Genomic DNA, 20,369 nt, shown 5'->3' on the forward strand with positions numbered 1-20,369 from the left:
CGTCTCTGACAGGAACGCATATGGCGTAGGCCCGACGTTTGATCGGGGACTACGTCATGGTTTGCCAAGCCAAGTGGCTGTCCACCTGCTTGAATTGATCAAAGGCTGCGCCGTTGGCAACACGGCTCGCCCCCGTCTCCAGACTTTCAATCCCCCAGATCACGAAGCGATACGCTTGCCACCGCGCTCCGCGTTTAATTCCGTACTACAAATCGTTAGCTTTTTATTACACCCGAGACCGACCTACGGTTGACTTCGCAAAGCGCGGTCCGGCCCCGGACTCACGTGAGCGATGCCTCATCGTACGTCGTCAGTGCAAGGCACTTAAAGACACGGCAATTACTACACCTCACTCAACTTCTTTACGTGACTAAGGCGAAGAAATTGCGCATTGCTGGCATTCGATAGCGCCTACCGGGGCAATCGCTACTTTTCTACAGATGCTGCAGTGAAGCATAGCGTTGGTTCGAATGAGTGCATCACTCGGGGCGTAAATTCGGGTGCTAATGGCCGATTCCGTGGAAGAGATCACCACGCAACACATAAATTAGAAAGTGTTGTAGCTATCTGCAATGGATGTAACAGAGTGATACTGGTCTGCGCATTCAGCGTTATGCGCCATTTTTGTCTCTTCTGACGGGGCCGATCCGACGCTGCTGGCGCTGAATGCCCTGCAAGCCTTCTCCCACGGGCTTTCGGGGGCGAAAACGGCTCTTTTCCCCGACAACCACTCATTCGTTCGTTCCAGCAATTGTTGCTGACTCGGACAGGCTTTCGTATGCCTTTATTTAGGTGCACAAGGTAAGTATTTCTCCAATCATCCGAATTGCGCCAAAACACCATCGATTACCGGCCACCATCGCCAGGGTCATTTGAGTACGCTAATCTCGTCACGTAGGCAGTGATTCACCCTGTTTGGAGAACTAAGCGTGACGACTTCCACCGATTTTCTCAGGTCGTACATTGATGCGCACCGGACCAGTCCAAAGGCTGCAACACGGAAAGCAGCGAAACAAATTGGGCTCTTAGTGTCCCAGGAATGCTCCATGGCGACTGCTGGATCTATCGGCGACGCATTCCGTCTGGCAAACGAATTGTCAGAAGACACAGCACCCGGGTCTCCCTATTCGCTTTCAGTGCTTTCTGAGAGCGGCGGGCTCGTAACCAGTTCGTCTGGCATATCGATCTGGACCCAAAGTATCGAGCGTCATCGGCTCGGCGAATTCCACGCGTTGTTTGTCGCCTGTCGCGACGCGGCCAGGGCGTTAGAATCCAACGACCGTCTGCTCTCATGGATAGCCCGGCAAGGCTCTATTGCATCGTTCGATATCCAGCAAGGCGCGAACATGGTCGTCATTTGCAAGGATCCGCTGCATTCCACCGTGCCGATCTTCGTATTCGACGACGCTCCGACGACGACGCGGACCAGCAGCGCCACGCCGACAGACCTCGCCCTTGCGCAGATCGAACGCGACCTCAGTACCGAGATCGCCCGAAAAATTGCAGACATGCTTCAAACGACGTATGTCGAGTCAGACAAATTCGAACTGGACGATGCGAGCATTACCACCACGACAGAGAAGATTCGCGAATCTGCCCGTTGGATCAAGGAGAACTACAGCAATCCTATTTCCGTGGCAAAGGCTGCGGAGTGCGCGGCCATGAGCAAACGAAACTATCAGCGCCGTTTCAAGTTCGAGTTCGGCATGACTCCGCTCGAATACCTGCTGCGCACCCGTTTTGAAGTTGTTCGCGCAATGCTGCGCAACACCGATTTGCCGGTAGACAAGATTGCCCGGCGGTGTGGAATGGGCGACGGCAATCGCCTCGGCCGCCTATTCAAGGAACGCTACGGCATGTCTCCCACGCAATTCCGCGCGCAGCAGCGCCTGGAAGTGGCAGAACGATGCGTCGCAATCGACGACTGACGGTCCGGCAGCCACACAGCCAGGCGGCGCGCGGTTGAGAGACCGCGCCGTCCGGCTTTGCGCGCGAATCGAGCGTCGCCAAGCTATCAGATATGGAACAGAAAATGACAACCACCAAATCTGCGCGGTTCTCCAACGAAGCCGGTACATCTACCCTGCGGGGCAGGGAAGCCCACATGTCGGAAGACGACGTACCCGACGACTGGCTGCTGTCGCACGACGCCGGAAAGCCAAAGCAGCCGCGCAGACAGTCGAGCGTTAGAAGGCTCAAGGAAGCGGCCAAATCGATGCTGCCGGCGCCGTTGTTTCTTAGTCTGCTGCATCACAAAGAGATTGGCCGCTACCCAAACCTGCGTCGGCCCACCACCTTCAATGAAAAAATCCTGCAGAAGAACTTGCGGCCGGATCCATGGTTCGTCGAGTTGACCGACAAGCTCACGGTCCGTGAGTATGTCGCGAAAAAGCTGGGCGAAAAGCACGTAATACCGTTGCTAGCCGTCCCCGACGCTTTCACGCAAGAAGTGTTCGACGCTCTGCCGAATGCATTCGTAATGAAGGCGAATCACGGCAGCAGCTATGTGGAAGTTGTCAAAAGCAAACCGGCAACTTCATTTGAACAATTGCGGGACCTCGCAAACTACTGGCTGTCCCTCGACTTCTACAAGATTGCTCGCGAAAGGCACTACCGCAAGATCAAGCCGCGCATCTTCTTCGAGCAGCTGCTGCTCGACAGCAGCGGCAATATTCCCGCCGACTACAAACTGCACTGCTTCGGCGGGCGTAGCGGACGACCGATCATCTACATCCTGGTGATTTCCGACAGATTTGGCGGGAACACAAGAGGTGATGTGTACGACGTCGATTGGAACCATCTCGACATAGCAATCGGTTATTACAAACGCAGTCCAGTGCCGGCGCCGCGCCCCGAGAACCTCGACGCCATTCTGCAAGCGGCCACGAAGCTCTGCGAAGACTTCGACTATGTTCGCGTGGACCTGTACGCACCGGATAACCTCGTGTACTTTGGTGAACTAACGTTTACGCCGGGAGCAGGTGTTCTGCCCTTCACGCCAGATAGCACCGATTACGACTGGGGAAGATTGGTTCCTGACACGTTCTGCCGCTGATATCGGACAGTAGCATCTGTCCCACCACGGACCACTTAGTAGCCATCAAATGCAAAATGAACCCGGCCCCATCCTGCAAGCAGACGGGAACCAGGTTCATTTAACCGATAAGCGGCAAAGCGCGCTCAGGTGTCGGCGTGGCTCGACGTAAAGCTGGTGAATGCGTTGTACGGCGCGTCTATCGGTGTGCCGTTGATCATGATGCCGTAGGTGTTGTTCCCGCTATCCAGCACGTAGTACATGACCGACTGAATGTTGTGCGTCTTTCGTGCGCCGTAGAATGCGGCAAGCCTGTCCGAGATGTAATTTCCGCGGTAGCTCTCCGAGCGCTCCGGGCCTGCGTTCCATTCAGTGACGATAAGCGGCACACCATAGCGGGCCTTGCAGTACGTTGCGAGGTCGAAGCCCGGACCTGCGCCGTCGGTCCCGATGTTGAACAGGTCGCCATAGACTTCGTAATTGTGCCAGGTCGTAATGTCCCAGCGTACCTGCGGATGGCCTCCGCTGCCGTCGGGTTGCCTGCCGTCCCATAGCGCGTCGGCTGCACCGACGTCTGCAACGCAGAAGTTGATGCCGCACTTCGCGGACGACTGCACCGACTTCACACCGTCGATCATTCCGCGCATGACGCCGCGCATGACAGGCCAGTTTGCATTATTGAAGTCGCTCGCCTTTGAGCCGGCGTAGGTGAAGTCCATTACGGTCGCGTCTTGCCGCGTCAACTCGTTACCGCATTCGTAGATCGTCACGCCGTAGGGCTTCAATGCATTCGCGACAGTCGAGCCGACGGAGTAACCGCGGCTATACGCGGTCGACTCACTTCCGATCACAGCGCCGCTTGCGTCATATACTCCCTCGTCGATCAGCACGAGCAGCGTGAGCCCTGCCGACTGGAAAGCCTGCGCGAGCTTCACTACAGCATTCAATTGCTTCGGGTCGTCGGACACGCCAACGCGGTAGCTCGTGCAATTCATGGCCTTCAAAATCGACACAACCTTCTCGGGCGTGTACGTATAGTCGTAGTGGCCATTCATGCCGTAGAAGCTTCCTGGAACAGGAGCCACGTCGATGCGTGGATCGTTGCAAGGGAGCCATTGCTCTGCAACATCCGCGTTCACGAAGAACTGACCGGCGGTGCCGCAATGCCAGATCTTGCCGCCATACCAGAGCACAAGCGACACGTTGTACGTATTGCCAACGGTAGAGCCGTTTCTGTAGATCACGCCGTTGGCGAGCGTCCATACGTCGCCGGAGCTGTCGGTGATAGAAGCGGCCGAAGGGATGACCGTTCCGTTCGCGGATGCAGCGGCAGCTTTCGCCATTGGGCTTGCTGAAGCCTTCGCTGCCAGGCTCGCGCCGCCGTCTTCACCGCCGCCACCACAGGCGCTCAAAAGATAGCTACCGGCAAGGGCCGTCAGGCCTCCAAGAAATTGTCGTCGTTTTACCATGTTTGTTTTTCCCACTGTCGAGAAAGTCTCGATAAAAAAGCCAAAGAGGAGTTTTGAAGTTCAGCAGAGTTGTTTTTAAACAGCCCTTATTAATTCGTTATGCTTAATGATTCAGAATGACATGTCATATCGCCAGCAACTGCTGTAATTGCAATCACATTGCCAAAGACAACGTGGACTGACATGCCCAGGCAAACAGACAAAGCTGCGCCTATCGCGATGCGCTCGACGCCGCGATACTTAATGAACCACTTGGAACGACCGCTGCGGCACATCCGCCGCTGGAACACGTCGCATTGCGGCGCAAACGTTTAACCAAGAGGACGCAATTGAGTGCTCTGCTCGGAAAGTTGTTCGCTTCCATGCCGCGACAGGGGTAAATCGTACCCGCTTATGTCGGGTAGGTCACACGGAAAATAGTCGTTTTCGGCCAAAAAGCACGATCCTTTCCGTGAACTTCGCATTTCGCAAAAATTTCTGCTTTCTGATGATGATCGGAAGATTAGATGGATAGCACGCGGAGCTAACTGCCCTCGGTAAGAAGTTTCGCTTCTTATGCCCCTTTCAGTAATAGTTTCGCTATTAGCCGAGCGACGCGTACAGAACGGGAAATTTCTTCTTAAATCAGACGATTCCATAAGAAACCACGGTCCGGTTCGATCTGCGAACGGATGGAAATTTCCTCTTTCAATCTTCGTAAGAAATTTCCTTTCTCGTGGTTTACGCTATTCGGCTTTAACTTTCCAGCGCGTGGGGCGAAACGGCGGCAGAGGCAGCGCTCAACCTATGAACGTGTGGCCACTCACTTTATGATTGGTCTAACGCTGCCAAAATATCCTTGACACTCAGTCACCGCGTCGCGACTTAGATTTAACGCAGTAGTGAAATCTGGATTCATTCATCTAGCGACCGGTTCTAATCTCAGACACTGAACCGCGCGAAATCAAATCATGACGATCCCTGCCCTCGCGTTCTCTTAAAATCGCGCTGAGCTTTAGCACATCGTCGCGTGTAAACAGCGCGTAGACATCACGGCGATGTCGGCCGAGGCGCCGTACCGCGCCTCGCGGACTTCGCGCGCGAGAGGTTGGTGGCGTACATAGATGCCGGGCTCATCCGCTGTCCCGCCGTTCAACGACATTGCAGAACAAATAGGCCGGCGCGTGAACATGCTGGTCGCTAGCACGCTACAGGAAGAAGTAGACAGACAAGACACGTTAGCCGGTTCGCCAGCTTCGCGAAAGTGAATGTGCGCGCAACCAGCCGTCAGACGTAGCAACTACTCGGCTACAAGCCAACAAGAGCCAACTTGCCCGCCGAGATAAATCTGGCGGACATTTCACAAGCCAGGCCGATGCGGCGCGAAGTCTTGCGACACAGGCGACAGCAGGCGGCTAAAGCTTTGCAATGGCAGACGAACACCACACGACGCCTGTCTTGAGTGCGCCAACACGTAAAGGGCTATCACGCAGCGGTAGTGTTGAGCGTCCGGAACGGCTCAGGCCGGACATCTCGATCGCCCTGATCGTCGCGACCATTTCTTCTTGCACCGCGACTGATCACAAGCTACCTTCCTTGTAAGTACTGTGCTGACTATCGGATAGTGTCCGCGAATCGATACCGCAAGCATTTCCTTGCCTCGTTGTCGGCGATTCTATTCAGCGCCCTGGCGGGCCTGTCGCCGCACGCGCAGGCACAGGAATTCTCGCTGTTGGCCGGACCACTCTTTAGTGCGGGCACGAATACCTATTCATGGAGCGCCAATTATCGTGAGGGCGTGGGACGATACGCGGCATGGAGTTTTTCATGGCTCAACGAAGGCCATCTGCCCAACCATCATCGCGACGGACAGGCACTGCAAGCGTGGGGACGCCTGCCCTTATGGAACGACCGGCTCGAGCTGTCGGCGGGTGCCGGGCCATACCGGTACTTCGACACGACCGCGGCGAGCGCCGGAGGCGACTATTCCAACACTCATGGCTGGGGCGTATTGGGGAGTCTGCGCGCCGCCTACTACTTCGATCGACGCTGGATCGCCCAGGCGCAATTGAACTACGTGCATGCGTTCGGCGGCCCGGACACCACCGCGTTGATGTTCGGCGTCGGTTATCAACTCGAGGCGTCGGGTGAGCCGGGGCCACGTCAACGGCCGGTGTCGCGGACGTCGAATGTCACCGGTAACGAACTCACCATCCTGTTCGGCAAAACGATCCTCAACAGCAACGAGTCGGAATCGAGCAGCGCAGGAAGTCTTGAATATCGGCGCGGATTGTGGCGCTATGTCGACGTGAGCGCGTCATACATCCACGAAGGCGGGCATATTCAATCGCGCCGCGACGGTGTCGCGGCGCAACTGTGGGCTACCCGCGCATTCTTTGGCGACCGCCTCGCATTGTCGGCCGGCGTTGGTCGTACGTGGCGATCAAGCAGACCGACAATGTTCCGCAAGACCGCACGGGCGACGGCCGCGTATCAGCGCTCTTCGCCGTGTCGGCGAGCTATCGCTTCGGATCTCGCTGGCTCGCTCGTGTCAGCTGGAACCGCATAGTGACTCGCTACAACCGCGATACGGATCTGATCGAGGGCGGTATCGGCGTGCGATTTTGAGGGCTTGTACGAAGCAGCCAGCAAAGCCGGGCCGCTTCATACATCGTGCGTAATCCCGACGGACTACCGCGACATCATGTTCATACTGACGTTATGCATGACCCACATTGTGCCGCCGATCAGGAACAACGCGGCTAATGCCGTATAACCCAGCGCCATGACGTTCCAGCGTTGTCCGGCCGACATGTCGATGTGCAGGAAAAACACCAGATGCACGACGATCTGCACGAACGCAAGAATCGATAGCGCGATCATCGCCGTCTGCGCCGGGAAAGCGCCGCGGATTACAAACCCAAAGGCAGCGGCGGTCAACACCACGGAAAGCAGGAATCCACCTACATAACCGCGCATGCTGCCGTTGCCCTGCTGCGTCGGAACTGATTGCATATGAGCCATTTACAGCACGCTCCCGAGGTAGACAAAGGAAAAGACGCAGATCCACACGATGTCGAGGAAATGCCAGAAAAGACTTAGGCATGTGAGACGCGTGATCTGGCGTTCCGACATTTTCGGACTCCGCATGATCTGCACGGCGAGCACCGCCATCCATACGAGGCCCACCGTAACATGCAGTCCGTGCGTGCCCACCAGCGTGAAGAACGACGACAGAAACGCACTGCGGGAAGGTCCGGCTCCCTCGGCAATCAGGTGCGAGAACTCGCGCATTTCCAGAAAGAGAAACGCAAGACCGAGCACGAAGGTCACCGCAAGCCAGCCCAGGACGGCGGCGGACTTGCCCCGCCGGGCGCCTAGCATGGCGAAGCCGTAGCTGATGCTGCTCGACAGCAGCGCGGCAGTCTCTACGGCGACGCCGCCCATGTCGAACAGATCCTTGCCCGACGGACCGCCCGCGAACTGATGCGACATGACCGCGAACACGGCGAATAGCGATGCGAACAGCACGCAGTCGGTCATCAGATAGAGCCAGAAGCCGAACACCGTATCCGACGAACCGTGGCCATCGTGTGCGCCGTAGTGCGCCACGGGAATTGTTTTCTGCGACATCGATCAGGCCTCCACAGCTTCGAATTCGCGGCTCTGCACCGCCGCGGCCGCCGGGCCACGCTTACTTTCGATTTCCCGCACGGTGTCGGCGGAGATGTAATAGCCGTCGTTGTCGCCGAAGCTGCGTGCAATTAGCGTGGCCACGATAGCCAGCAGTGCCGCGACAGCGAGCCAGGTGATATGCCAGACGCCGGCAAAGCCGAGCACGAGGCTGAATAGACCGATGAGCAACCCCGCACTGGTATTGGACGGCATGTGAATGTCTTGATATGCCTGATTGGCCGGGACTTTCGCGAGTCGGCTTGTCGTCTCCTTCATGTGAGCGTATGCGTCGAGCTCGTGCACCGTTGGAATGACGGCGAAGTTATAGACCGGTGGCGGCGACGCGGTCGCCCATTCGAGAGTACGGCCGTTCCAAGGGTCACCCGTTATGTCGCGGTACTCGGGTTTATTGCGGTTTGCCACACTGACCCATACTTGCGCCACCTGGAAAACCACGCCGACCGCGATCAGGGCTACTCCGCATGCAGCCGCAATCATCCACGGATGCCACGCCGGGTTGTCGTAATGGTTCAGACGTCGAGTCACACCCATGAAGCCCAGCACGTATAGCGGCATGAACGAAGCATAGAAGCCCACGAACCAGCACCAGAACGCGCACTTGCCGAGCCTCTCATTCAGCTTGAAACCGAATGCTTTCGGGAACCAGTAGTGGAACCCAGCGAGGTAGCCGAAAACCACGCCGCCAATGATCGCATTGTGAAAGTGGGCGATCAGGAAGAGGCTGTTATGCAGCACGAAGTCCGCGCCGGGAATCGCCATCATCACGCCAGTCATGCCGCCGATAGTGAACGTGATCATGAAGCCGATCGTCCACAACACGGGCGCGGAAAACTCGAGACGCCCCCGGTAGATCGTGAACAGCCAGTTGAATATCTTCACACCGGTTGGAATGGCAATGACCATTGTCATAATGCCGAAGAATGCATTGACGTCCGCACCCGAGCCCATCGTGAAGAAGTGATGCAACCAGACGAGAAACGCGAGGACCATGATTGCGCAGGTTGCATAGACCATCGTCCGGTAGCCGAACAGCGGTTTCTTCGAAAAGGTTGCAATGACTTCCGAATAGATGCCGAATGCGGGCAACACCAGAATATAGACTTCGGGGTGGCCCCAGGCCCAGATCAGATTCAGGTACAGCATTGCGTTGCCGCCTGCTTCGTTCGTGAAAAAGTGCATGCCCATGTAGCGGTCGAGCCCGAGCAGCGCCAAGGCCACTGTGAGAATCGGGAACGTGGCCATGATCAGCACATTCGAACAGAGCGCCGTCCACGTAAACACCGGCATTTTCATCAGCGTCATGCCGGGCGCGCGCATCCGCACGATCGTCACGAAGAAGTTTATGGCCGTAATGAGTGTGCCGACACCTGACAGTTGCAGACTCCATATGTAGTAGTCCACCCCGACGCCCGGACTGAATTTCAACTCCGACAACGGCGGATACGCGAGCCAGCCGACCTGCGCGAATTCCCCGATCACGAGCGACAGATTCATCAGGATCGCGCTAATCGCAGTCATCCAGAAACTGAGCGAATTGAGGAAGGGAAACGCGACGTCGCGCGCTCCGATCTGCAGCGGCACCACCAGATTGAACAGGCCGACCATCAGCGCCATTGCCATGAAAAAGATCATGATGACGCCGTGCGCCGTAAAGATCTGATCGTAATGGTGTGGTGGAAGATACCCTGGCGAGTGATACGCCAGAGCAAGCTGAAGACGCATCATGACCGCGTCGACGAAGCCGCGCACGAGCATTAGCACCGCGACGACGATATACATGACGCCGATCTTCTTGTGATCGACGCTAGTCAGCCACTCGTGCCATAGCCATTTCCATTTATGTAGCCGTGTCAGTGTCGCGACCACGGCGAGCACCATGACGATCATCAGTGCGCCCGCCCCCATGATGATGGGCTGATCGAATGGGATCGCGGAGAGTGTCAGATTTCCGAGCATATGCTAACCCCTTGTGCGGCAATTGCTGTTTTGCAAATCGAGGACATTGCCGTTGTTGTACTTTGCAATGATGTTCGTGAAAACCTTCGGGTCCACCGTCGAGAAATAGCCGACCGGCTCCTTCTCGCTCGGTTGCGCCACCGAGTTGTACTCGTTCATATCGAGCCGGCGCGGCGAGGCCTTCACTTTTTCGACCCACGTATCGAACTGAGCGGGCGTGACGGCGAGCGCGCGGAACTTCATGTCGGAAAAGCCTTTGCCGCTGAAGTTCGCGGAGATACCGGCGTAATCGCCGGCATGGTCGGCTATCAGATGAAGTTGCGTCTGCATGCCCGCCATTGCGTAGATCTGGCTTCCCAGTTGCGGGATGAAAAACGAATTCATCACGGAATCGGACGTGACCTTGAAATCAACCGGTGTACCCACGGGGAACGCAAGCTGATTCACCGAAGCAACGCCGAGTTCCGGGTAGATGAAAAGCCATTTCCAGTCGAGTGCCACGACCTCGACCTTGATCGGCTTGACCGCCGATTCGATGGGTCGGTATGGGTCGAGTTCGTGCGTGGTATTCCACGTCAGAATTCCGAGGAACAGAATAATGAGAGTGGGCACGGTCCACACCACCGTTTCGATCGCGGTGGAATGCGCCCACTTTGGTGCATAGGTCGCGCTACGATTGCTTGCGCGGTAACGCCAGGCAAACACCAGGATCATGATGATCACCGGCACAACGACGATCAGCATGGCCATTGTCGCCGTGCTGATCAGCGACTTTTCGGCCACACCCACGCTGCCCTTTGGATCGAGCACGTCGAGATTGCTGCACCCCGCAAGACACGCGACGAGTCCAGCCCCCACGGGTACCAACACCCGTTCAATGGTTTTACTATTCACCATATCTGCCTGATTTCCATGGACCGATCTGGAACGCTACAAAATGTTCTCGCCATGAAGACCAGACCCATTACTTCATGCGCGGTCGGATTTTAAGAGGGCCCACCGGCCTGGAGCATGATCTCGGACAAGCTAAATCAAACAATGTCTGCATCGGCATTCGATGCACGTGCGCGTGCTCATGCGCGATAGTCGCGAGTGACTGTATTTCTGATCTGCGTCAAGTGTTGCGCGCACGCGGCGGCTCGATTCGCCGCGTCGTCAATCGCAAAGACACCAGGGGAAAGAGGCCATGACGGCCTGACAGGCGCCGCATATCCAACGGCGTGATGGAGATAGTGCCGAAGCCGGATCAGGTCGTTGCGCGCTCCACGATCTGGAAGCCCACGTCGGTTACTTTGTTCTGCTCTGTGCCGGCCAGCCGGTCTAGCAGGCAGCGCGCCGCGGTGAGCCCGATCCGTGTGCCGTCGACGTGCACAGAGGTAAGCTCGGGCGTCGTCTCGGTCGCGAACTCCAGATCGCCAAAGCCGCAGATCGCGAGTTGCGACGGCACGTTCAACCCCAATTGTCTGGCCGCGCTCAACGTTCCAATGGCGAGCAGGTCCGACCCGCAAAAAACCGCGTCGATATCGGGGGACTGCTCAACGAGCCGAGACAATGCCGCCTTACCGAGCGCGACCGAACTAGGCGGCGCGACGAGTACTTCCGTAATGTCGCGAATGCCCGCCTGCGCGAGCCGCTCACAAAAGCCACGGCGACGCGCGAGCGCCCGTTCGTCGTTTGCCGACACGAGCCCGGGCTTGCGCACGTTCCTTTGCAGGAAGTGCTCGGCCACCGCCACGCCGATCCGGTAATGCGAGAAGCCGACCAGCATGTCGATAGGCTGATCCGTCATGTCCCACGTTTCGACGATCGGAATGCCGACGTTCGCAAGCCGCTCGCGCAAGGAGTCGGTGTGCGCGACGCCGGTCAGCAGCACGCCTTCGGGTCGCCGACTCAGCACTGCGTCGAGCAATGCCTCTTCACTCGAATCGTCGTAGCCGCTCAAGGCGAGCAGCACCTGGTAGCCCGCGCGCGACATCGTCTCGCTGAAGACCTGGATCGTTTCCGAGAACAGCGAGTGGGCGATGGTCGGCACGATCGCCGCAATCAGCCGCGAGCGCGACGACGACAAGCCACCTGCAAGCCGGTTTGGCACATAGCCGAGCTTCTGCACGACCTGCCGCACGCGTTCGAGTGTTTCGGGCGCCACCGTCGCAGGACTGTTGAAGACGCGCGATACCGTGATCGGGGAGACACCCGCTTGCGCCGCGACGTCGGTGATGCGCAGGCCTTTCGGGCCGCCGCGCATGCGTCTGGCGGGCGCCGCCGCGTCGGGCAGATCGGCGTCGGCGGCAGCGGGCGGTTTCTGATTCGGCATGAGTGCTGACGGAAGTTAATGGATCGCGCGCCGTATTCTAAACTGGCTGAACCGCGCCGACTTTCGCTAAATCGCGGCAACCCGAACGCGGCTCGGTCAGACGCGCCGCATGTCAAAGCGTGGTCGCACAGCCTACTCAGTCACGGGGACAGCATGTTGCACCCCGCGTGCGCCTCTTTCGCGGCGCAAGATCAACAGCGTAATGACGGCGAACACGAGCAGACAGGTCGCCGGAATCAGCATCGGCGCCTTCACGCTGCCCGTTGTCTGCCGAACCCACGGCACGAGATTCTGCGCGATGAAGCCGCCGATATTGCCGAGCGAATTGATCGCGGCGATGCCGGCCGCGGCACGCGCGCCGAACAGGAATTTCGGCGGCAGGGTCCAGAAGCACGGAATCAGCAGATACATGCACGGCGCGCCGAAGCACAACGCGATGAATCGCAATGTGTTGGTCGGCAGAAACACCGCACTTAGAAAACACACGACACCCAGCAGAGCCGAAACCAGCATCGCGATGATTGCTCGATTGCCGGCACCGCGCAGCCTGGAAGGCAGCCACGCAAGCACGATGGTCGCCATCAGCCATGGAATGATGTTCAGCAGCCCGTTCGTCGTGTTACTCACGCCGAAGCCTTTGACCAGCGTCGGCAACCAGTAGCTCACGCCGTAGACGGAGATCGACAGCATCATGTAGTAGAGCGCCATGCCGATCACGCGCGGCTCGGTCAGCACGCTGAGCAGCGAGCCGTGCGTCGCGACGCCCGCCTTGATCTGCGCGCGTTCGGCGTCGAGCGTGTGCGTGAGCCACTCTTTCTCGTCGGCGGAAAGGAACTTCGCTTGTTTCGGCGACGAAGGCAGCAGGAACAGCACGACGACCGTCAACAGAACCGACGGCAGCCCCGTGACGATGAACACCAGTTGCCAGCCATGCAGCCCTGCAATCCCGCCCTTGTCGAGCAGCCAGCCGCAGACCGGCGCGCCGACCATATTCCCAAGACTGCTGCCCACCGTGAAATAACCGAGCATACGCACACGATGCCGCGCCGGAAACCACAGCGTGAGGTAATAGATCACACCGGGATATAAGCCGGCTTCCGATGCGCCGAGCAGAAAACGCAGCACGTAGAACATCGTGGCGTTCTGCGTGAAAGCGAGCAGTATCGTCACGACGCCCCATGTGAACATGATGCGCGCCATCCAGCGCGGCGCGCCGTACTTGTGCAGCATCACGTTGCTCGGCACTTCGAAAATGAGGTAGCCGATAAAGAACAGCGACGCGCCAAGCCCATAGGCAACCTCGGAAAGTCCGAGGCTTCCGAGCATTTGCAGCTTGGCAAAGCTGATATTGGAGCGGTCGATATAAGCGACCAGATAGAGCAGCCCTAGCAGCGGCATCAGGCGCAGCGCAAGGCGGTTGATCAGGCGCGATTCGGCGATTGCCGGTGTCGTGGTGCTCACAGCGTCTCCTCCGGCCGCGTTCGATGCGCGGACCTGTGTCCTGCGATAAATCAAGCGTGAATGATGTGTACTCAGGCGTCGCAGCGGCTCATTGCCGTTGTGCGCGCCATTGCGCATAAGCGGCCATGGTCTCTTCATTGGGCGGATAAGTGCCGCGCAACGGCCGGCCTTCGTCGATCCGCTGGGCGATGAACGCCTCGAGCTGTTCCTGCTCGGCGGCATCGCGCGCGACATCGGCGGCCATCTCGCGCGGCACGATGACGACACCGTCCACATCCGCGACGACGACATCGCCCGGATAAACCGGCACGCCGCCACAGGCAATCGGCACATCCATATCGACCGCATGATGTTTCGCGAGATTCAGCGGCGCGCTCGCGCCCGCGCACCAGATCGGCAAGCCCAATGCCGCGATGGTCCCGCTATCGCGCACCGGACCGTCCGACACCATGCCCGCGACGCCGCGCTTAGCGAGGCGCAGCGCGAGAATCGAGCCCACCGACGCCACCGAGCGCTCGCCGCGGCAGTCCTGCACGAGCACACTGCCGACAGGCGCGGTCTCGACTGCCTTGCGTTGCGGATGGTCCGGGTCCTGAAACACGCCGACGTGATCGAGGTCTTCGCGCGCCGGAATATTGCGCAACGTGAACGCGGGACCCACCAGATTCGGCGCGCCCGGTGCCGGTTTGGCGAGTGGCGCGACGCCTTGCAAAAATACGTTGCGCAAGCCGCGCTTGAAGAGTTGCGTGGTCAACGTGGCCGTGCTCACGTGCCTCAGTTGTTCGAGTGTCTCTTCGCTCACGACGATTTCGGATGCGGTCATCTCAGGGCTCCGGTTTGATTTAGTGAATTTCGGGTTCGCTGCTCTTCGCACCCGGCGCGTCGTGTGTGGTCGGCGCGCTTTGTGCAGACGCTGTTTTCACCGGCTCTTCGAGGAAGTCGAAATCGCAGCCCTTATTCGCCTGCAATACGTGCAATTGATGCATCACGCCGAAGCCGCGTTCGAAGGGTAGTTTCGGCGGCTGCCACGCGGCTTTGCGCGCGCTCAGTTCTTCGTCGCTCACTTCCAGATGCAGACGTCGCGCGGCCACGTCGAGTTGAATCATGTCGCCGTCCTTCACGAGAGCAAGCGGGCCGCCGACGAACGACTCCGGCGCCACATGCAACACACACGCGCCATAACTCGTGCCGCTCATGCGCGCGTCGGAGATACGCACCATGTCGCGCACGCCCTGCTTCAACAGCTTCTGCGGAATCGGCAGTTGGCCCCATTCGGGCATGCCGGGCGCGCCGATAGGACCCGCGTGCTGAAGCACGATTACCGAATCGGCGGAGACGTCCAGTTCCTCCGTGTCGATGCGCGCCGCCATATCCGCGTAGTCTTTGAACACCACGGCGCGGCCGCGATGATTGAGCAGATGCGCTTCCATCGCCGCTGGCTTGATGACGGCGCCGTCCGGCGCGAGATTGCCGGTCAGTACCGCAAGGCCGTCGCTCGCCACCACCGGATTGCCGCGCTTGCGGATCACATCGTCATTGAAAATTTCAGCGCCCGCGATGTTCTCGCCGAGGGTCGAGCCGTTGACGGTCATCTGCGAGCCGTCGACCAGATCGCCGAGTTCCAGCAGCAGCGCGCGCAGGCCGCCGGCGTAGAAAAAGTCTTCCATCAGATACTGACCCGACGGGCGCAGATTGCCGATCACCGGCGTGATGCGCGAAAGCTCGTCGAACCTTGCGGTCGTCAGGTCGATCCCGGCGCGGCGCGCGACCGCCACGAGATGCACGATCGCGTTGGTCGAACCCGACATGGCCAGCACGGTGGTCACCGCGTTATCGAATGATTTCGCGGTGAGAATGTCCGACGGCTTCACATCGGTCCACACCATTTCGACGATGCGCTGGCCCGTCAGCGATGCGAACTGCGCATGCCGCGAATCGACCGCGGGAATCGACGAAAAGCCGGGCAACGTGAGGCCGAGTGCTTCAGCAGCGCTCGTCATGGTCGATGCGGTGCCCATCGTCATGCAGTGGCCAGGCGAGCGCGCGATGCCGCTCTCGATGCCCTTCCACTCGTCTTCCGTGATCTTGCCCGCGCGCAATTCGGCCCAGTACTTCCACGTGTCCGATCCGCTGCCGAGTGTGCGGCCGTTCCAGTTGCCGCGCAGCATGGGGCCGGCGGGCAGAAAGATCGACGGCAGGTTCATGCTGATTGCGCCCATCAACAGGCCGGGCGTGGTCTTGTCGCAGCCGCCCATCAGCACGCAGCCGTCGAACGGATACGACTTCAGGATTTCCTCGGTCTCCATCGCGAGGAAGTTGCGGTAGAGCATCGTGGTCGGTTTCTGGAACGGCTCGGCGAGCGTCATGACCGGCATCTCGACGGGGAAGCCGCCGGCCTGCCAGATGCCCCGCTTGACCTCCTCCACGCGCTGCCTGAAATGCGTGTGACAGGAGTTGATCTCGCTCCATGTGTTGACGACGGCGATCACCGGCTTGCCCATGTAATCGGACGCGTGATAGCCCATTTGCGCAGTGCGCGACCGATGGCCGAACGAGCGAAGGTCGTTGACGCCATACCAGCGATAGCTGCGCAGCTCTTCCGAGGTTTTACGGTTCGCCACTGATGTCTCCATGGTAACGCTACCATCTCGCCGCACGGACTGCCGACGGAGGGAGCTTTTCGGGATGAATGCGATGGTAGCGATACCATCGTCGCCTGTCGCTCAGGGATATCACCGACACGACGCACAGCTGAGTGATTGACGGCGAAAAGCGATCGGAATAGCATTGTTCCATCTAATGAGTATCGGTTCTATCTGATAGAACACAACGGAGACGGACATATGCCTCGCAATAGCGAAACCGTGCGCGCGCCCCAAGGCGTCACGGCCAGTGGAATCGACGTTCTGGATCGCGCGGCGTCGATTCTCTTCGCCTTTCGCCGCGACGACGAACCGCTCACGCTAACGCAGCTGTCCGAGCGCACGGGACTCTACAAGAGCACCCTCTCGCGGCTCGCGCAGGCGCTTTGCCATCATCAGCTTCTGATTCGCCGCGACGACGGCCGCTTCTGGATCGGGTCCGCGGCAATACATCTGAGCGCCGTCTACGAAGCCGGCTTCGATCTGCGCGACGTCCTGCTGCCCGCCATGAAGGAACTCAGCGCGGAAACCGGCGAGGCCGTCTCGTTTCACGTGCGCGAGCGCGATCACCGCGTGTGCCTCTACCGCATCGCATCGCGTCATTCGATTCGCGCGGAAGTGCAGCAAGGCGACACTCAGCCGCTCGAACGCGGTGCGGGCGGACGCGTGCTGCTCGCGTTTGCAGGCGAACCGGGTGAGCCATACGAGACGGTCCGCTCGCGCTACGTCTATTTGTCGATGGGCGAACGCGACCGCGAAACGTCAGGCATCTCGGCCCCTGTGTTCCGCGTTGGTCAGGAACTGGTCGGCGCGCTCGGCATTGTCGGACCGTCCGCGCGCATGGGCATGGAGGAAATGGAGCGCTACCGCCCGCGCCTGCTGGAATTCGCGGCGCGCGTGACGAAGGCGCTAGGCGGCGACCAAGAGCCTTTGCTCGAAGCGGCGTCTCTTGACGCGGCACCTGCAAACTCGCGACGTGAGCATCACCCATTGAACGACGGGCATTCCGGCGCCCCGGGACAGACTCAGACGAACGAGAAAGCTTAGATGGTCACGCGAAAAATCCCGTCATACCGCATTTTATTTCGGAGTACATAGATGATCATCGACATTCACGGTCATTACACGACCGCGCCCAAAGCGCTGGAGGCGTGGCGTAACCGCCAGATCGCCGCGCTGGGCAACCCCACCGACGCGCCCAAGCCGTCAGAGTTGCAGATCAGCGACGACGAGTTGCGCGAGTCGATCGAGACGAACCAGTTGCGCATGATGCGCGAACGCGGGCTCGACCTCACCGTGTTCAGCCCGCGCGCCAGTTTCATGGCGCATCACATCGGCAACTTCGACGTGTCGAGCACGTGGGCCGCGATCTGCAACGAACTGTGCTATCGCGTGAGCCAGTTGTTCCCCGAGCATTTCATTCCCGCCGCGATGCTGCCGCAGAGCCCCGGCGTGGACGTGGCCACCTGCATTCCCGAACTCGTGAAGTGCGTCGAACAGTACGGCAATGTCGCGATCAATCTGAATCCCGATCCGTCGGGCGGCCACTGGACGAGCCCGCCGCTCTCCGATCGCTACTGGTATCCGATCTACGAGAAGATGGTCGAATACGACATCCCGGCGATGGTCCACGTGAGCACGAGCTGCAACGCGTGCTTTCACACCACGGGCGCGCACTACCTGAACGCGGACACCACGGCTTTCATGCAGTGCCTCACGTCGGACCTGTTCCGCGATTTCCCGACGTTGCGTTTCGTGATTCCCCACGGCGGCGGCGCGGTGCCGTACCACTGGGGACGCTTTCGGGGCCTCGCGCAGGAAATGAAGAAGCCGCTGCTCGAAGAGCATCTGCTCAAGAATATTTTCTTCGACACCTGCGTGTATCACCAGCCGGGCATCGACCTGCTCACGAACGTGATTCCCGTCGACAACATTCTGTTCGCGAGCGAGATGATCGGCGCGGTGCGCGGCATCGACCCGCAAACGGGCCACTACTTCGACGATACCAAGCGCTACGTCGAGGCAGCGGCGATGAATCCCGAACAGCGCTACCAGATCTACGAAGGCAACGCGCGGCGAGTATATCCGCGCCTCGATGCCGCACTCAAAGCACAAGGACGTTGAACATGTACGAACTCGGAGTGGTTTATCGCAACATCGCGCGTGCGGACAGCCGCGTCGCGGACGCCCTCGGCGCGCTCGGCAGCGCGACCGTTCACGAAGCCATGGGACGCGTGGGCCTGATGAAGCCGTACATGCGCCCGATCTATGCAGGCGCGCCGGTGAGCGGCACCGCCGTCACGGTGCTGCTGCATCCCGGCGACAACTGGATGATGCACGTTGCAGCCGAGCAGATTCAACCCGGCGACATCGTAGTGGCAGCCGTCACGGCCGACTGCACCGACGGCTATTTCGGCGACCTTCTTGCAACGAGCTTCAAGGCGCGCGGCGCACGGGCGCTCATCATCGATGCGGGCGTGCGCGACGTGAGCGTGCTCACCGAAATGGACTTTCCGGTGTGGAGCAAGGCGATCTCGGCGAAGGGCACCATCAAGGCGACCCTTGGCTCGGTCAACGTTCCGGTGATCTGCGCGGGCGCGCTCGTCACACCGGGCGACGTGGTCGTTGCGGATCAGGACGGCGTGGTCGTGGTGCCGTCGACGAAAGCACAAGAGACGCTCGATAAAGCCACCGCACGCGAGGCAAACGAAGGGCAGAAGCGTGAAAAGCTTGCCTCGAGCGTGCTCGGCCTCGACATGTATCAGATGCGCGAGCCGTTGAAACAGTTAGGTCTTCGCTACGTAGACTGAGTATGACGTTGGGCTTTTGCCGGCCCAACGCGGCGCGCTCGTGAGATTCGCGAGGCTCTTTCCGGAGTTCCTGTATGCCTGAGTCATTCCCACGATCCACCGGCCACATCGCGATGATCGGCTTCGGCGAAGTCGGCCCCATCTTTGCGCGCGGATTCGCCGAAGCGGGACATACGGTTCGCGCGTTCGACGTCAAGCTGCAAGACGCGGCCACGCGCGGTGCAATCATCGAGCGCGGCGAGAAAAGCGGCGCTCACATCGCTGACGATCTTGCGTCCGCACTGCGCGATGCGCAGCTCGTGTTCTCCGCAGTCACCGCGAGCCAGGCCGAAGCCGTCGCCAGCGCCGCCGCCGCGCATCTCAGGGCAGGCCAGGTGTTCATCGATCTCAATTCGGTGTCGCCCGCAGTCAAGCAGCGCAATAGTGTCGCGATTCAGCAAAGCGGCGCCGATTACGTGGAAGCCGCGGTCATGGCGCCCGTGCCGCCGCAAGGCATTCGGGTGCCGATGCTGCTCGGCGGACGCGTCGCCAAGCAAACGGCCGAGCTTCTCGACGGACTCGGCATGCGCTCCGAAGCCGTGGCTGAGGAAGTCGGGCTCGCGTCGGCAATCAAGCTGTGCCGCAGCATCATGATCAAGGGCATGGAAGCACTGTGCGTTCAGTCGATGCTCGCCGCGCATCAATTCGATGTAGACGGGCGCGTGCTGGCTTCGCTCGCGGCCACTTTTCCGGGTGTGGGCTGGGACAACGGCTACGAAGCGTATCTGATCGGACGAGTGGTCGAGCACGGTCAGCGGCGCTCGGAGGAAATGCGTGAAGCCGCGCTCATGCTGGACGGTCTCGGCATGTCGGGCGGGCTCGCAACCGCTGTGGCTGATGTGCAGGAGCAACTCGCCGCGCGCGCCGCGCCGCTCGTCGATGCAATCGACAAGAAAGGCAGCCTGCCGGAATGGCGGACACTGTTGAAGCCTGCGTAAGCAGTAGCAGTTGACCCGAAGCTGACCGCTC

15 protein-coding genes and 1 pseudogene are annotated in these 20,369 nt (G+C 59.5%); 7 read left to right on the top strand and 9 right to left on the bottom strand.

Going from position 1 to position 20,369, the window contains the following annotated elements; genetic code table 11:
- Positions 1–1,046: 1,046 nt before the first annotated feature.
- Both BCA01S_RS28160 and BCA01S_RS28165 read left to right on the top strand, forming a co-directional pair.
- Positions 1,047–1,928, top strand: a complete 882-nt coding sequence (locus tag BCA01S_RS28160) for a GlxA family transcriptional regulator (protein ID WP_027779766.1) — start codon at positions 1,047–1,049, stop codon at positions 1,926–1,928.
- Between the two features lie 104 nt (positions 1,929–2,032).
- Positions 2,033–3,055: an ATP-grasp fold amidoligase family protein gene (locus tag BCA01S_RS28165; protein ID WP_027779767.1), complete on the top strand. Its 1,023-nt coding sequence runs from the start codon at positions 2,033–2,035 to the stop codon at positions 3,053–3,055.
- 125 nt (positions 3,056–3,180) lie between these two features.
- Here the strand turns inward: BCA01S_RS28165 and BCA01S_RS28170 are convergent, their stop codons facing one another.
- A complete protein-coding gene (locus tag BCA01S_RS28170; protein WP_027779768.1) occupies positions 3,181–4,503 on the bottom strand; it encodes a hypothetical protein in 1,323 nt (440 codons plus the stop codon).
- A 1,603-nt stretch (positions 4,504–6,106) separates the two neighbouring features.
- Between BCA01S_RS28170 and BCA01S_RS35390 the strand changes: the two are divergent.
- Positions 6,107–7,110: pseudogene (locus BCA01S_RS35390) on the top strand (hypothetical protein).
- 63 nt (positions 7,111–7,173) lie between these two features.
- On the opposite strand, the gene cyoD reads toward BCA01S_RS35390, so the two are convergent.
- The 8 genes from cyoD to araD all read right to left on the bottom strand — a co-directional run bounded on the left by cyoD (position 7,174) and on the right by araD (position 16,542).
- Positions 7,174–7,506 (bottom strand): cytochrome o ubiquinol oxidase subunit IV, encoded by a 333-nt coding sequence (gene cyoD / locus BCA01S_RS28180; RefSeq protein ID WP_027779769.1) that lies wholly within the window; start codon positions 7,504–7,506, stop codon positions 7,174–7,176.
- Complete coding sequence (cyoC, locus tag BCA01S_RS28185; RefSeq protein ID WP_027779770.1) at positions 7,507–8,115, bottom strand: cytochrome o ubiquinol oxidase subunit III; 609 nt, start codon at positions 8,113–8,115, stop codon at positions 7,507–7,509.
- A 3-nt stretch (positions 8,116–8,118) separates the two neighbouring features.
- On the bottom strand, positions 8,119–10,134 hold the full coding sequence (gene cyoB / locus BCA01S_RS28190) for a cytochrome o ubiquinol oxidase subunit I (RefSeq protein WP_027779771.1): 2,016 nt from the start codon (positions 10,132–10,134) through the stop codon (positions 8,119–8,121).
- Between the two features lie 3 nt (positions 10,135–10,137).
- Positions 10,138–11,031 (bottom strand): ubiquinol oxidase subunit II, encoded by an 894-nt coding sequence (gene cyoA / locus BCA01S_RS28195; RefSeq protein WP_027779772.1) that lies wholly within the window; start codon positions 11,029–11,031, stop codon positions 10,138–10,140.
- Between the two features lie 349 nt (positions 11,032–11,380).
- The gene (locus BCA01S_RS28200) at positions 11,381–12,448 is read right to left on the bottom strand and encodes a LacI family DNA-binding transcriptional regulator (RefSeq protein ID WP_027779773.1); all 1,068 of its coding nucleotides are present in this window, start codon (positions 12,446–12,448) and stop codon (positions 11,381–11,383) included.
- A 132-nt stretch (positions 12,449–12,580) separates the two neighbouring features.
- Positions 12,581–13,909: an MFS transporter gene (locus tag BCA01S_RS28205; RefSeq protein WP_027779774.1), complete on the bottom strand. Its 1,329-nt coding sequence runs from the start codon at positions 13,907–13,909 to the stop codon at positions 12,581–12,583.
- An 88-nt stretch (positions 13,910–13,997) separates the two neighbouring features.
- Positions 13,998–14,732, bottom strand: a complete 735-nt coding sequence (locus BCA01S_RS28210; RefSeq protein WP_027779775.1) for a ribonuclease activity regulator RraA — start codon at positions 14,730–14,732, stop codon at positions 13,998–14,000.
- Between the two features lie 19 nt (positions 14,733–14,751).
- Positions 14,752–16,542 (bottom strand): L-arabinonate dehydratase, encoded by a 1,791-nt coding sequence (araD, locus tag BCA01S_RS28215; RefSeq protein WP_027779776.1) that lies wholly within the window; start codon positions 16,540–16,542, stop codon positions 14,752–14,754.
- Positions 16,543–16,752: 210 nt separating this feature from the next.
- Between araD and BCA01S_RS28220 the strand changes: the two genes are divergently transcribed.
- The 4 genes from BCA01S_RS28220 (at position 16,753) to BCA01S_RS28235 (ending at position 20,338) form a co-directional block, all read left to right on the top strand.
- The gene (locus BCA01S_RS28220) at positions 16,753–17,598 is read left to right on the top strand and encodes an IclR family transcriptional regulator (RefSeq protein WP_027779777.1); all 846 of its coding nucleotides are present in this window, start codon (positions 16,753–16,755) and stop codon (positions 17,596–17,598) included.
- 51 nt (positions 17,599–17,649) lie between these two features.
- Positions 17,650–18,675, top strand: a complete 1,026-nt coding sequence (locus tag BCA01S_RS28225; protein WP_027779778.1) for an amidohydrolase family protein — start codon at positions 17,650–17,652, stop codon at positions 18,673–18,675.
- Positions 18,676–18,677: 2 nt separating this feature from the next.
- Positions 18,678–19,361: a 4-carboxy-4-hydroxy-2-oxoadipate aldolase/oxaloacetate decarboxylase gene (gene ligK / locus BCA01S_RS28230; RefSeq protein ID WP_027779779.1), complete on the top strand. Its 684-nt coding sequence runs from the start codon at positions 18,678–18,680 to the stop codon at positions 19,359–19,361.
- A gap of 74 nt (positions 19,362–19,435) precedes the next feature.
- Positions 19,436–20,338 (top strand): NAD(P)-dependent oxidoreductase, encoded by a 903-nt coding sequence (locus BCA01S_RS28235; protein ID WP_027779780.1) that lies wholly within the window; start codon positions 19,436–19,438, stop codon positions 20,336–20,338.
- The last annotated feature ends 31 nt before the right edge of the window (positions 20,339–20,369 follow it).

Source organism: Paraburkholderia caledonica NBRC 102488 (genome assembly GCF_000685095.1).
Taxonomy (GTDB): Bacteria; Pseudomonadota; Gammaproteobacteria; order Burkholderiales; family Burkholderiaceae; genus Paraburkholderia; species Paraburkholderia caledonica.